The sequence below is a fragment of the Caulobacter sp. P1_B12_2 genome (assembly GCF_056406675.1).
The window spans coordinates 1-14,833 of record NZ_JBFTZS010000056.1 but is presented as its reverse complement, the minus strand read 5'-3'; the positions used below and the strand labels follow the sequence as shown (position 1 = coordinate 14,833).

At 64.5% G+C, this 14,833-nt stretch carries 8 protein-coding genes; 4 read left to right on the top strand and 4 right to left on the bottom strand.

Features of this window, described 5'->3' with window-relative positions; all coding sequences use genetic code 11:
• The coding region (locus AC1DZ6_RS05620) for an alpha-L-rhamnosidase-related protein (RefSeq protein ID WP_477096206.1) at window positions 1-736 on the top strand (736 nt) is incomplete at its 5' end.
• Window positions 737-1,737: 1,001 nt separating this feature from the next.
• Window positions 1,738-5,835, top strand: coding sequence for an NACHT domain-containing protein (locus AC1DZ6_RS05615; RefSeq protein ID WP_477096205.1), 4,098 nt, complete (start codon window positions 1,738-1,740; stop codon window positions 5,833-5,835).
• Window positions 5,836-6,058: 223 nt separating this feature from the next.
• On the opposite strand, the gene AC1DZ6_RS05610 is transcribed toward AC1DZ6_RS05615, so the two are convergent.
• Window positions 6,059-10,555 carry an NACHT domain-containing protein gene (locus tag AC1DZ6_RS05610; RefSeq protein WP_477096204.1) on the bottom strand — a complete coding sequence of 1,499 codons (4,497 nt, stop codon included), beginning with the start codon at window positions 10,553-10,555 and terminating at the stop codon, window positions 6,059-6,061.
• 156 nt (window positions 10,556-10,711) lie between these two features.
• Between AC1DZ6_RS05610 and AC1DZ6_RS05605 the strand changes: the two genes are divergently transcribed.
• Window positions 10,712-10,990, top strand: coding sequence for a hypothetical protein (locus AC1DZ6_RS05605; protein ID WP_477096203.1), 279 nt, complete (start codon window positions 10,712-10,714; stop codon window positions 10,988-10,990).
• Between the two features lie 102 nt (window positions 10,991-11,092).
• On the opposite strand, the gene AC1DZ6_RS05600 is transcribed toward AC1DZ6_RS05605, so the two are convergent.
• From AC1DZ6_RS05600 to AC1DZ6_RS05590, 3 genes are all read right to left on the bottom strand, one after another.
• Complete coding sequence (locus AC1DZ6_RS05600; protein WP_477096202.1) at window positions 11,093-12,097, bottom strand: hypothetical protein; 1,005 nt, start codon at window positions 12,095-12,097, stop codon at window positions 11,093-11,095.
• A gap of 136 nt (window positions 12,098-12,233) precedes the next feature.
• A complete protein-coding gene (locus tag AC1DZ6_RS05595; RefSeq protein ID WP_477096201.1) occupies window positions 12,234-12,884 on the bottom strand; it encodes a hypothetical protein in 651 nt (216 codons plus the stop codon).
• Between the two features lie 90 nt (window positions 12,885-12,974).
• The gene (locus tag AC1DZ6_RS05590; RefSeq protein ID WP_477096200.1) at window positions 12,975-13,862 is read right to left on the bottom strand and encodes a hypothetical protein; all 888 of its coding nucleotides are present in this window, start codon (window positions 13,860-13,862) and stop codon (window positions 12,975-12,977) included.
• Window positions 13,863-14,107: 245 nt separating this feature from the next.
• Here AC1DZ6_RS05590 and AC1DZ6_RS05585 point away from each other — a divergent pair, with 245 nt between their 5' ends.
• Window positions 14,108-14,572, top strand: coding sequence for a hypothetical protein (locus AC1DZ6_RS05585; protein ID WP_477096199.1), 465 nt, complete (start codon window positions 14,108-14,110; stop codon window positions 14,570-14,572).
• Window positions 14,573-14,833: the final 261 nt, after the last annotated feature.

Here is a 14,833-nt window from a genome sequence, read left to right as displayed (position 1 = left end):
CTACTGGGACGCGTCGGCCAAGCGCTACGTCGCCCCGCCCGAAGGCGGCAAGCCGGCGCCCTATGTCCAGACCATGAACGTGCTGCCGGTGGCGCTGGGTCTTGTTCCGGACGGCCAGAGTCAGGCGGTGGTCGATGGCCTGGCGGCCGACATCGTCGCCAAGGGCTACAGGCTGGACGTCGGGGTCTACGCCTTGCGCTACCTGCCGCGCCTGCTCAGCGACCACGGCCATGGCGACACGGTCTGGAAGGTCGTGACCCGCACCGACGAACCCAGCTGGGGTTTCTGGCTGAAGAACGACATCCGCAGCATGCCCGAGGGCTGGGGGCTGGGTTCCCGCTCGTGGAACCATCACTACTTCGCTTCGATCAGCAGTTGGTTCTACGAGGGTCTGGCGGGCATCCGCCCGATCGCGCCGGGCTATTCGCGCATCCAGGTGCGTCCCGTCATGCCTCAAGGCCTGGCCTGGGTGGGCGCTCGCCTCGTGACTCCGCGTGGCGAGATCGGTTCGCGTTGGCGCCGAGAGGCTGACGGTTCGATTACGCTCGATGTCTCAATTCCAGGCGCGTGCGACGGCGAGGTCTGGCTCCCGAACGGCGGCGCGCGACTCACCCGTCCGCCCGCCGGCGCGCGATGGCTCGGCCGACAAGGCGCCGCCGTCGGCTACGGGGTGGCGCCGGGAGAATGGACCTTCCGGTTCATGTCGGGTCGAGGCTCGTCGCCCGCGGAGGCGTAGATGGGTTGTAAGGGGAGGGCGTTGCCGCGGGATGCGCCATGGTTCCCGTGCGGTTCTCCTCGCCGCAAACGGCCGCGCGGCCGTCGCAGTCGGCGGGTGGTTAGGAAAATATTCCTCTCTCGTGGATTGGCTCGGTTGGCAGTGTAAGGCGCAGAAAGATAGGAATATCTTCCTATCTTTCTGCGAACCGTTGGAGGAGGGCGACTTGGCCGGTTCGCTCCAGGCGGGCATGAAGAGGTCTGCCGTGTGGATCGGGGCGACGGCCGACCTCCAGCGGGTCTGTTAGGCGCTCAGGCCGGGCAGAACTGGTCGCCAGCGTCATCGGCAAGCGTGTGTCGCTGGCTAGAACGGTGGCGATTTGGTCTGTCGCGGTCTGTAGTTTCTCGTCGCCAGTCATGGTGATCTCCCTTCACCTCATCGGCGGCGCGACGGGAGCTTCGTCAGATGTCACTGACTCTTTAAGCTGCGACTGGAACACCCAGCAACGCCTGGGTTAGGGCTGACTCCAAATTTCGCGACTGACTCCAATGTCGCGAGATCTGACTCAAAACTACGCGACTGGTTTTCGGCAGTTCATGACTCTTATCTGCCCTCGAGAAGGTCCGCTCTCGGGCGGCCGACAACGATGTCTATCTGGCGCGACCCCATCCTTTTCGAATTCATCGAGGCCGTGACTAGCCGGGGGATCGCCGCGCGGGCGCACACCAAGGTCACCTGCTTCGCGGTATAGTGACGAAATGGGGAATCGGGACGACTTCAGAAAACCGACGATCGCCTTGTTGGGTCGGCAAGTCGGCTATCTCTGTTCCAACCCCGATTGCGGGGTTTCAACCCTCGGGGCGAGTGCGACCGGCGACGGCGCTGTCAACGTTGGTATAGCCGCTCACATTGCCGCGGCGGCGCCCAAGGGGCCACGCTTCAACGCGTCGATGAGTTCTGAAGACCGAAGCCACGCTAACAACGGAATTTGGCTTTGCTCTATCTGCGCGCACAAGATCGACGTGAAGATCGACGAGCCCTTCTACACGGTTGAAAAGCTCAACGATTGGAAGCGTGAGGCGCTAGCGCGATCTCACGCCAATCTTGGCCGTGTTCCAGGATCACTTGAACTCGCGCTGGCTTACTCCCAAGACGACGACGGCAGCGCCGACGACGAGCAAGCGGCTAATCCTGATCATGTGGCCGAGCGCATGCGCCCTGCCGCGATGGCGGACTTACAGAAATTTCGAAATCAACCCGGTTGGCCTCAGCACATCGTCGAACTCGATATCCGGATCGATGATCGATCGCCAGAGCTGGCGTTGGAAGCCTTCGCCGGAGCGCTTGAGGTGTTCGGCGACGTCGCGTTCTATGCGCCGCCCGGGTCGGGCAAAACGACCAGTCTCGTTCGCATAGCTGAGCACGTCGTGGCGCGCGGACAAAGGATCGCAGTCGTTCTACCCTTGCCCGAATGGAACGGACAGGCTGGCACGATCTTGGATGCGCTGGTACGTCGCGCAAGTTTCACCGCGTTCTCTGAAGCCGACTTTCGGGTTCTGGCCGAACACGGGCGCCTGGTCCTGTTAATGGACGGTTGGAACGAGCTCGACTTATTGGGACGGACGAATGTACGTCGGGCGCTTGGCGCGCTGCGGCGCGATTATCCGCTTTTGAGCCTGGCGCTGGCCAGCCGACGCCAAGCCAGCCTTCCGCCGCTAGGTCAAACGTTGCAGATCGCGCCGTTGACGGAAGCCCAGCAGTTGGACTTGGCGCGCGCGTCCAAGGGCGAATCTGGGGTCGCTCTGCTCCATTCAGCCTGGCGCACGATAGGACTACGCGACTTAGTGGCTACGCCGCTGTTTCTTCGCGCTCTTTTGGAGGCTTCTCCTGGCGGCACGCTGCCTACCACGCGCGAAGCGGCGCTTCGGATCGTCGTCGAGGCCCAACTCGATGATCAAAATCGGGCTGATCTCCTCAACGAGAATCTGCAGGGCGCGGCCCTTGACCTGATTTGCGCGGTCGCTGTCGCCGGAATGAACCGAGGCGTGTCTGTCCTTGATGAGGTTGGCGCGCGAACCGCCATCAACGCCAAGGTCGCCAGCCTGGCGGCTCAGGGCCAGGTTGGCGACATGCCTTCCCCGGTGGCGATCTTGGACCTGCTGGCCAATCATCATCTATTGGTCCGCACCGAAGGGGGCGTGTCCTTCCAGCACCAGCAATTCCAAGAGTGGTTCGCTGCGGGCGAGGTGCGCCGACTGATAATGGCCGCGACGGACGATCCAGACGCGCGGCGGCAGTTGGATCGCGACATCTTAAACTGGCCTCACTGGAGCGAGGCGGTTTTGTTCGCGATCGACGCCATGGGGCAATCGGCCGACGCTGAGGTGCGCGCCGCAGTGGCCGAAACAATTGTACGCTGCCTGGGCATCGCGCCGCTGCTGGCGGCCGACATGATCTTTAGAGGGGGACAGTCGCTCTGGCCCCTGATCGCCGACCAAGTTGTTGGGTTCGTTGGGCGTTGGGGCCAAGATGGACCGAGCGAACTCATCCTCGGTTTCAAAATCGCGACGGGCCGCCCTGAGTTTGCTGACGCCGTCTGGCCCTTGATCAGTGACCCCGACACCCAGGTCAGATTTCCAGCCTTGCGGGCAGCCTCTCCCTTCAGGATCGGGGTGTTGGGACCTGACGCCCGTCAGCGACTGGCGCTTTGCTCGTCTGAAACAAGGGCGGACATCGTTTCGGAAATCGCATTCCAAGGCGACATTGAGGGGATCGACTTCGCCGCTGAGATGGGGCGATCAGACCCCGATCCTGACGTGAAATTSGCGATCGTCAATGCTCTCCAGTTTAGGCGTGCCGACCGTCACGTGATGTCGATCCTCGGGAGCGCCGACGACGCGCTGATTACGCGTTTTGCCGAAGGCAATTGGTTCGATGGCGTGGACGATCCCGTCCTGCTTGCACGCCTTCGCGAGTTGCTTGAGGCCAAGATCGGCAGCGGTGACTTGTTGACTCGTTTCAGCTGGCTCGTGGACCGTGTCGAGGTCCATCGTGAGGATGGCGCCGGAATCGCTGCGCTCCTCGCCGATCCGGACTTTCCAGTTCGGGGCGCAAATACCGGCTGGCTTGTTCAACGTGCTCACAGCCGTTACCCGGACGCTGTCGCGGGGGCTTTGTGGCGTCGCCTCGAGGTCGGATTGGAACTGCCGTTTCGGGCCGAAGACCTGGTCAGAACCCTAGAGCTTGTTGAGAGCGGACCGCAGGCCGAGCGGATCGTGAATGGTCCGCGCGGGGACGCGCTCGCTAACGCTGGGGCGTTGAGAGCGGGGCCCGACCTCACCAAGCGTTTGATGGCGAGACTCGAGGAATTGGCTGCACAACGCCCACAGGGCGGACCTCGCGACGCTGAGATCGATGATCGATTCAACGCGGTCCGCAACCGAATCTTGTCAGTACCAGCCGCTTCACTCGCCCAAGCTTGCATCGAGATCGGCCGCGAAGCAGACCGGATCCTCATCACGCGCCTTAGTCATTTCATCGCCCGTCACGGCCGCAATGATGAGAGCCCTAGCCTCGAACTTTCGACCGACGAGCATCTCTTGTTGGTTGAGGCGATCGTAGCCTGGTCAGAGCGGACTCTGGCTGACCCGGAGGCCGGGCGCGAAGATTACGCCGAACTGGCGCGCGCAATTGGCCGTCTCGCTGCGCCCGAGCTCGTGGACGTACTGGCGCGGTTGTTGGAGCGCGAACTGAACCGACGTCAGGCCGAACAGGCGCAGTTCGCCCGTCGACCGCATCTGCGCCCGCCCGCCTTTCACATGGACTACACCGGGGAGTATGGCGGAGCCTTCGTGCGGATAGGTAGCGACGCGGCCGTCCAGGTTCTTATCGACCATCTCGCCGACGTCCGGTTCAACGGCGAGGCAGCGACATCTCTCCTGCAAATCCATCGTGGCCGGAGTGGCGCTGACGTGGGCGGCAGTTGGCGCCGCCGCTGGCCAGATTTCAGCGACGCGCTCGCCAACAGAGCGAGGCGAGAGGCCGCAAGTTTCGATCCGCCTGCGGTCGAGGCGAGCGCGATGGCCCATGCGATAGAGCGGTTGATTGGCTCAGACGGCACCGCGCAGGAGAGGGAAAGCGCGCTCACGTTGGGAAAGGTCATGCTTGCCATGCCACACCCCCAGAACGATCAAATAGGCCGTCTTCTGGCGTTGGATGTACCGGAAGATCTAGCGCTGTATCTGATGTCCGCGTGGGCCATGACCGGCGCTGTTCTATCATCAGAACGCGTGGAGAGCGGTCTGGTGGCGCTTTTCGAGCGGGCTCGGGATCAACCTTGGCTGCTCGACGCCCAGCACGATGACATACTGCGATGGCTCGAGCTGCTGGCCTATTCCGACCGTCCAATGGCTATGCTCGAGGCGTATGACCGTCATGTTGCGCGGATCCAAGGGCGCGATCTGGGCCATTTGATCACTGCGATACGCTACAGTGGCGGCTCGGCTAGCCAACTGCTGTTGGACCTTAGCGCGCGTGATGTTTCGCTCTTGGGCCGAAGCGACTGGCAATCGGCCATGCTGGACATAGATCCCCATCAATTCCTCGAACTGGCGCAAGCCGGTCGTCTGAGGAGCGAGCGGGGTCAGCAGGACTTTTTCCGTCTATCCCGCATGCTTGCCGCACGGTTCGAAGCGGATACCGAACTCATGAACTCCGCTCTGGCGCTCTATGTTCGTGAGGGTGGCGGTCAGGCGCGAGAGGTGCTGGAGGCGGCATTCGCTCAGATCGGCGGCGACGGTGTAGTGCTGGCGATCATGAACCGGTTGGCCGCGGCCGGCCGGACGTGGTCAGAGACCATGGCCGAGTCCGTCAAATGGACGGTCCTGAAACGGGTCTTTGCCGTCGATGGCGGGTCCTACGAAATTGCTGGCGTCAACGCGTCGCCTCTTCGGTTGAAGCTATTTGAATTGACGCAGGGGACTGACCAACTGGCCAACATCGCCAGCAAATGTCTGGAGCTGATTGACCTGCTTCGAAGCGAAAGTGGGGTGGTGGAGGATGAGCCCCATCACCCGGACATCGCCTCGGGCCGCCCTTGGCCTAAATCGGCGCCGCATTAGTTCGGTGCCGATCTGCCGACTTTCAGCGCCGCCCCCCCCAAGAGCTAAGCGGGAGTGATTACAACGCCTGTCGAGAGTCCGTGATCGGCCGCGAGGGCATTATGGCGCCTTCACCTTCCCGCCCAGCCGCATCATTGAGCGACCTTCCTGTGGACGTGGGCGACGGATCGGCCGAGGTGCCCAGTGGGCGACGGCCTCTGGGATTGGGCACACTGTAGGCGGGTTAGAGTTTGAAGTTCAAAAACGACTTGCTGAGCTCCTTCTCATTCTCGGCGATGGCGCTCTTGATTTCATCGAGGTTCAAATCGAGATGGGCCTGACGCTGAGGTCTGAGCTTTCCGGCCGCGGCAATTTCCGAGCCGCACCACAGCCGAAACCGCCGGTCCACCGTCTGCAACAGCAACAGCCAGGCACCCAGGGCATCATCGTCGTTGGACGCGTTCAGAAACGATCGGAAGTGTCCGCGCGCCGCAGCGTTCCGCGCCGCGCGCTCCGCTGCCTTCTGCCGCACCTGGATCAGCCAAAGCCAGGTCATCTGCGAGCCGAGGCGCTGGTTCTGATCGACCGGCGCGTCGCTTCGGAAGCTGGTGGCGACCAGGGCGCGGGCGCGGCGATAGGGACGCGGCGAAGACGCGTCCTGGCCGATGAGGTTATCCAAGGTCTCCCGATCGCCGGCGCTCTCGGCGGCGAAGACCACGGCGAAGAGCGCGGCGTCGTTTCCGGTGTGGCCAATGTCCCAGACCTCGCCAATCAGCGCGTCGCGCTCGGGCGAAGGAGGCGCGGCGAACAGGGCCTTCAACCTAGCCGAGGCCCCCGTCCAATCCCTGTAGCCGGTGGCCTCGGCGTCGCCGAAGTTCGCGCGCCAGAAGCGCGCGCCGAGCTGCGGACGGTCACGCAACAAAAGACCGCTCATGGCGATCAGCAGTCCCGCGGCGTGTAAACGGGCTCGCGATTGCAGCTGGGAGTCTTGCAACAGGTCCTCGGCCCAAGCGGCGACGGCGTCGCCGAACGGCGCGAGCAGGTCGGCGTCGAAAGCCCGGGCGTACAGCACCGCGCCCTGCGCATGCGCCTCCGTTATCAGCTGGCTTGCTCGGGCGGCCGCCGCGTTCAGCGCCGCGAGCCGCTTTTCGCCGTCCAGCATCAGGGTCATCGCCTCGGCGTCCTGGCGACCTCGGTCGGGCAGTTGGACCTGCATCGATGTCAATCCGGCCTCGCTCGCTGCGACAATGACCGTCAAGACCGCGACGTCGTCGAGAGAGGGAGCCTCGTGCGGCCCAAGCAAGGCCTGCCGCAATACCGTCGCGGCGGCGGCGATTTCCTCGGCGAGGGCGCCGCGTTCGCGGACCGCCAAGGGTAGCAGCCACGGAGCGATCCGGTCGAGCACGATGCTGAAGGCGAGACCTTTTCCGTAACGGATCAGGATCAGTGAGCCTGAATGGCTGCTCTGTTCCTCGCCGGGACGCCAGCGCCAATCAGCGTCGACCAGCCGCCTGGCGCTTTCGGCATTGCCGTGGCGGGCCAGGGCGGTCATGGCATGGGCCGCTCGGTTCGCGTCCGGGTCGGCTATCGACTCGTGCAACGCGTCCAGGATCGCAGGACTGGGCGTGAGGTCGGTCAGGGCGAGATAGGCAAAGAGCAGATTGCGCATTTCGCCGGTCACCGAGGCAAGGCGCGCCTCCACCTGGGCAGTGTCGGCCGGCTTGAGCAACGGCTCGGTCGTATAGTGCACGCCGTCACAGCCCGGCGACAGGATCAGATCCAGCTGCTGGATAGCCGTCATGCGCCAGGCCAACATGTCGAACAGATTGCGGTTGGTGTGACCGTCGTGTTCCGTTTTATCTGGAACGGTCGCGCGGAGCGCGAGAAGCGATTGCAGGGCGTCCAGCGCCGAGGTCTTGAGGGAGGCCAGACGATGACGCAGCATCACCGCGCCAAAGCGCAGGCCCGTGTCGCTACGCAGGCTGACCTCACGCGCGAAGTCGGCGATCTGTTGGCCTAGCAGGATCGGGTCGAGCCGCGCTAGGACCGGTTCGAGATCGCGAAAGGCGATATCTTCGGCGGTCTGGCCCATGTGGGCGGCCAATTGGGCCGGCGCCCATTGCTGTTTGGCGGCTTGACGCGCCTTCGAGGTCAAGGACGTGGCGAACTGCACGGTAGGGTCCCACATCCAGACCTTGAGACGGTCCAGGAGCCGGTGGGCYGGCAGCAGTGATCGCGATACGGCTTGGACGTGCCTTCTCTCCAGAGTGACGTGGGCACCGGCGGGATCGCTAAGATAGCGGGCATAGAGTTGCCCGCTGTCGAGATCCCCGAGCCGATCAAGGCGGTCGATGGCGGGTTGATCGGCGTCGTCGCCGATAAAGTTGAGCAGGTAGGCAGCGGCGGCCTGAGCGACCGAGGGGCGTTCGGGATCTGCAAGGCCTGCGATCTCACCGGCGGCGGCGCGCAGCGCGGCGTCTAGGAATTCGGGGTCCCGGGTATTGAGGCGCGCGGTCCACCGCAGTTCGTCAATCCCGGCATGGCTATGACCGACCGCCATGGCGACCGCGGCATTGCGGAACGCTTGGACGTGGGCGGCGAGGGGGGCATTGCGCATCAGCATTGCCGCCAAGTGCAGAAGGAAGGGTTGGTCAGGGCCGGGGAGGAACTCGATATCGGCGCCGAGGATCAATTGGCGCCCTGGACCCGGAAGCGTCCCAAGCGTCTGGTTCAGACGCCGCCCGCGCACGCCGGTCACGCTCAAGTTGTTGGGTTGATGTTGATCGGCGAGACCGACATAGCCGGACCATCTTTGCGCGCGCTCCAAGGCGACGATCTCAACGGCGGGATCGTTCACTGCTTGGCGCAGCGCTTCCTCGACAAGGGTTATCGCCATCCTATTCGGGGCAGCCTTAGTCACAAGCCACTCGAACGCGTCCGCATAGGCAGCCGCATCCGCCGTCACATATCCGTTGACCTCGCCTTCGGTATCGGGGGACAGGTTCTGGGAGGTAAGCCAAGCGCCCAGCAACCCAGCCCGTAAGGTCGTTGGATCGGGCGTGGCGACTGACCAGCAGAAGGCGATCGCGGCGGCGGCGGCCAACGCTTCGGCGCGCTTGTCGGCGCCTAGGTTGGGCAGCAGGACGTCCAGGGCCTCGATGACAGCGGCCACGTCGCCAAGACCTTGGGCGAGAAGATCCTCGATCAGGGCCATGCCGATTGCCAGCGGCGCCAACGCCTCGTCCAAGCTAATCTTGGTTCCGATCCTTGGAAACAGCCGGCCTTCTCGGATCTGGGCCAGACCGGCGTCGATCTGGTCGGGTGCCAGGGCCGAGGAGGCCAGGGCGGACTGAACGTCGCTGAGATTGAAGTTGCGCGCGCCTTGGAGCCACTTTCCGCCGAGTTCGGCGAGCAGGGCCTCCCAGGCGCTCGGTTCGAGTTTGTTGTCGCTGAAATTGACCTGGGTGCGTAGGTCTTCCAGGATCAGGCGATTGACCGTGACCTGCGCGTCATCGGCGACCTGGTCCCAAAGCCGGCTGGCGACTTCGAAATAGCGCGGGGTGCGCAGGAGCGCTTCGAGCGAGCCGCCGGCGAGTTTTTGCACCAGCGCCGAGCGGCCCACGGCCGCGAGGGCCAGGCTCAGTTCGTCGTCGTCGAACGGGCTGACCTGAATCCAGGTCGGGACGTTGTCTAGGATGGCGCATTGCGTTCTGACCTGTTGGGCGAGCCCCGGGCGAGCCGAAAGACACAACTTCAGCCGGCCCAGCCAACGCGGAGTACGGGCCTCGACCAGCAGATTGCGCCACCTGGCCAGATGGTTCTCGTTCAGACCATCAAGCACGAGCACGAGACGCCTGGGATCCGGCGTCTCGGGCGGGTCAGGAAACCAGGATTGCAAGAGTTGTCGCCAACCCTCCTGAGTGCCGGACCGTGTGCGGGTGCGCAGCGTTTCAGACAGCAACTCGGCCAAATCCTGGTGGGGCGTTAGCTCCCGACTGGAGATCATCAGCACGATGTCGTTGGATAGCGGCAGGGTGTCGAGCGCGCGCGCGGTGCTCCAAGATTTACCGACGCCGTCCTCGCCGACCACGAGCACTGGAACATCGATGTCCGAAACCAGGGCCTGGCCGATCGCGCGCTCGATGGCGGGCCGAGGCACATTAATCTTCAGATCCGGCGCGTTGATCTGCAGCGGTTGCCCCAGGCGCTTGCGAGCTTCCAATCGCGAGGCGAAGGCCTCGCTCAACCAGCGCCGGACCATGAGGGCCGTCGTCGTCCAATCGAGCGCCGGAATGTCCGTCGCGATCAGCGCAACGCGCTCCTGGGTCGTCCAGCCCTGCCGTCGGTCGATCAGGTCGGCCCACTCGCTGGCCGCCAGCAGCTTGGACTGGAAGGCGGTGACAAAGACCCCCGACAGGATCGAGATCTCGGCGTGCTCGCGGTTGATCGCGGCTTGGGACTTGGTCGCGGGGAACCGCTTGCGATAGAGGGCCGCCACTTGCTCACCCGTGAAGGCCTGAGCGGGTTGCTTGGCGGCCCGGCGGGCCAGGGGACGAAGATCCTCAGCGGTGAAGGCTTGGCTGGTGAAAGTGTCGCGATGGGCCGGCGCGGCGTTCGTTGCCTGGGCGAGCGCGAACTCGAAGGCTTCCTCGAACTGTTCCTTGCGCTTCTTACGGGTCCAAAGGAACTTGACGGCGGCGAGAGCCGGGGCGACCAGCTTGGTCAGGAAAGTCAAGTTCATGGGTCTCAACCGTACACTTAGGGCCCGGCCATCGATCGATCGAAGATTGAGCGCAAGCTTCGCTTCTAGCAGTTTTGAGGGCGGCGGGAGAACCCGTCGGCGGAAATAACCATGGCCCCGCTATAGAGGCTGGCGGTCTATCCGATGCTCGCGGGCATGGTCGAACGCGTGCGCCGCGGGCAGGATTTCGACGGGATCACCGACGCGGTGATGCTGGCCACCCGGGCCAGCATCACCCTGGGGCATATCGACAGCGAGCCGGCCAAGCCGCTGGAGGCGGCCGTGAACGCCTGGTTCGCTCGGCGTCCCGACCTAGCCGAGACCTATGCCCGCAAGATGATCGAGCCGCAGATGCGGCTACCCACCCCACCTGCTCGGCGTGTTGGCCGGGTGCCCTCAACCTCGCTCGCGCCTTGCAGGAGATCGGCGATCTGATCGGCGTCGTAGAACACGGAAGGCTCGGAAATAGACTGGCGCGACTCATCGGTCGCATCGCTGAAGCTTGAAACCGGTTGCGGCGTTGGTCCAGGGCGCCGATTAGGGAGTATCGTCTTCGGGCTGCCGCCTGGGGACCGTAAAGTGCGCATTCGCCAAGCCCGAGGCGCGCAGGTCCATAGCCGGCGCCGGCGAGGGCCGCCGTTTGATCCCGGCGCTCACCAAGGCACCCTCCTGGCGCACCACCTCGATAGTCCACTCGGGGTTGCCGGCGACCGCCGCGTCAAAGTCGTAATCAGGCGGGACCTTCTTTAGCGCCAGCAGATAGGCCCGCAGGGCCTGGACGACGAGAAGCTGGTGGACTGGGGTCTGCAGTACTGCGATGGCCAAACCCAGGAGCAGCGCCACTGAACGCCATCGCGCCTTTAGGATCGGATCAGGCTCGGTCACCACGGGGATTCCGTTCGCGCCGGCGTAAAGGATCTGGTTGCGAAGGTTGGCCTGAGCCTCCATCAGCTCGAGCATATGCTGCAGGCCACGACCATCGGCCACCGCTTGAAGGTCCTCCTCGAAGGTCATGGTCGACCTAGGGCCGCCCTCATCGCCGCCGCTGAGCACGCCGTTGAGCGGCTCGTCCGGCGTGATCAGGTCTCCGGGCGCCAAGCCAAAGCCCTCGCTGGCGAAATGCGCATCGACTCTCGGACGCTTGCCCTCGAAGTTCCAGGAGACCTTGGGCGCGGGTAGGCCGGTCTTGGCGATGACGCCCTCAACGACCTTCAGGAATGGGGCCAAGCCGTTCTTGTGGGTGTGGTTACGCGGATTGAGCTGCTGGGCGCCAGGATATTGGCGGGATTTGAGCGCGAGGATCAGGCAGGTGGCGGCTTCTTCCTCCGCGGTGATCGCCCGAAAGACCGCCATCTCCGGATCGATCGGCGCGATCTTCCAGCCGCGCTCTAGGCTGCGCAGTGCGCTTAGGGCGGCGTACCGGGGCCAATCTGCGAGCATGCGGACCGCGCGATCCAGAGCCTTGTAGCTTGGACCGAATGGGAACGTCTCGGGACGGTCGGCCGCCGACGGTAGCGGATCGGGCGGACGTTGCGAGCTCATGCGGCGTTCGATCCTGTGTCGCGCCCGCCATGAGCGGGACGAAAGATCCCGTCGGCCTGGCAGCAGGAGAGGCCGCGCCGCCTCGGAAACCCATTGGTTGGACTTCCCCGGCCGCGCCTGCCAATGCAACGCTACGCTACGCGCGTTGGGGCTTGTCGCGGTAGAGGTCGAAGGGACGTTCGGCGTAGCCTGATAGGGTAATGATGCGAGGTTCGGGCAATTGCTCGGGCTTGTGGCTGGTGATGTCGCGATCGCCGACCGGGCAGCGGAAGAGTTCCAGAAAGAACCGATAGGGCGTCCAGCTGCATCGCCGGTAGATATGGCCGTTGGGAGCGGCGGTGAACCGGTTTGCGGGGCCGCAACGCATGGAGCCTTTGGCGTAGGTGAAAACGTAGGCCTGCGAGGTGCGATCAAGCATCTTGTCGCATTGGCCCTGAAGGCGAGCCATCTCGCTCTTGCTGAGTTCCTCGTCTGGCTCGCACCGCTTGGCCTGGATCAGCACGCCCTTGGAATAGCGTTCCTCCGGCGTCTCGAGCGTGACGTGGATCAACAGGTCCGCGCCGATCCGCTTTTCCTCGGCGGCTTTGCCCTTGCCGTTACGGACGATCCGGGTGTTCCACTCCAGCCCGCCGATCTGGCCTTCGATCCTGGCCGCCATCTGGCCGACGAGCACTCCGGTGATCTCCGGCTCGTCCACGACGGCGCCACGCGAATAGTCCCGCATCGTCGCCCTGACGGCTTCGTCGGCCGCCCGAGCCGCCAACTGCATATCTTCTTCGAACGACATTAGGCCCTCCTGCGCGCAACCCCACGCTGTAGCTGAGTCTCTTCGGATCACCTCACCCTTGCCGCACGATCGGGCCAGTTCGAGACGGCCCTAGTAGAGGTTGCGCGCTTGAGCTTCCTGCTCGGCCCTGAGGGATTCCAGGTCGGTCGATCGGGGTTGGACGTCGATGGCGTACATTGGCATCTGCCAGTGAGCGTAGAGGCGACTGACGTCCTCGTCGCTGGCCTCTTCGGACGGCAATTCGGCGATGATCAGCTTTTCCAGCGTGGTCCGGATCAGGGCGTCGGAGGTCTGCGCGTGCTCGGCGTCCTGGAAGGCCTGGGCGCCCCAGGTGTCGTGGACGATCTGCAGGCCCGGCCGGGTAAAGGCACCGACGCGGCTTAGCGCGCCGGCCACGCCCAGCGCGGCCGGCACCAGATCAAAGCCAAGATGGCCGACCGGCCAAGCGTCAGGATCGTTCCAGGCGAAGACCCCGGTGTCGGTGCGCGTCAGGTCGGCATAGAGCCGGGCCTCGCGCGTGTAGAGGTCCCAGTTAGGGATGATATATTCCCCGTAGCTGCCTTCGATATAGTGGGAGGCGCGGGTGCGATCGACATAGCCGCGTAGGGTGGCGACCGTGTCGGGCCGCCAACTGCACGCCTGGGCGTAGAGCAGCCGGGCGCCGTGGTTGTAGAAGGCCGACAACTGACCCTGGGCCCGCTCCTTGAGGTTGGGCGGGCAGCGGACATAATCTATCAGGATCAGGATCTTGGCCGCCTCTTCGATGGCACCGCCAAGTAGGATCTGTCCCGCGCGGGTGTCGGAACCGACATTCCTGTGGGCCTGGTGGAGCGTCTGCGCGCTCGTGAACAGGATCGGCAGGCCCTCGGTGATCAGGTCCAGGCGGGCGGCGAATGGGATGTTCGCGATCGCCTTTAACTGCTTCATGCCGATGTCGCTGGACTTGGTGAGCGAGGTCTGGGGTGTCGGATTGCTCATGCTGGCGGCCCTGAGGTTTGGCGGGGAAGACTGAGCGGGGCGGGAGCGGTCCGCGGGCCCTTGCGGGTCAGGTCGGTGGCTGAGCCCCAGCATCAACGGGCGCGCGCATAAATCCGGCCCACGTGGACATCGATTGGGTTGGACGGATCGGTCGCCTTCTGCCCCAAGGTCGACTCCGGGTGCGGGTGAGTGGCAAGCTCTACCACGAAGTGAGCAGAACCCTAGGGGGCGATGTGGAAACGGACATGGTGCAAGCTTGGTGGGGAACCTGGTGGCCCTGGGCGGAGGCCAATCAGGGCCTGCTGTCGTCGCTGGCGCTGTTCGCCGCCGTCCTAGTCGCCGTCATAGAGGCGCGACGGGCGCGCCTGGCGATGCATGCCCGGCTCCGCGATTTCTCGAAGGCGACCATTGAGGTCATCGAAGCCCTGATCAAGGAGTCCAGGGCCGTGCCGCCGGCCGGCGAAAACCCCGGCTGGGTCCGTTCGGACTGGGACGCCTGCCGCGAGGCCGTCGTGGTCTCGCTCCAGGCGATGCTGGCCGCCGCGCCGGATGGCCAGATGGCGATCGAGACCGCCCGCGTCGTGCGCCGCCTGGGACCCGGCTACGACCCCCTGATCGGTGACCGGGCCGAGGTTCCCCGGCTGATCACCTATCTGGAAGCCCGACGCGACGCCTTGCGAGGGCTCGTGCCGAAGGTGCCGCTCCTCTAGAGGCGGCCACTGCCGCTGCCGTTGCCGCAGCTGGGGCTTCGGATCGGCTGCCGCCCAGATTCGGCCGGCCCTGACCGTCCTGCAGCCGGGTCCCCGCGGTGGCGGCTTCGCCGACCGTCTTGTTAGCGTCCATGTCGTTGCCGTGGCCTTCAGGCCACGGGGTCGAAAGCCAAGGGAATTACCCAACTAGTTCGACATCGCGGGCGGGGCGGCGTCGATTTCAGCTTGCAGGCCTTCCGCAAGGCCTTCGGACAGTGCGAT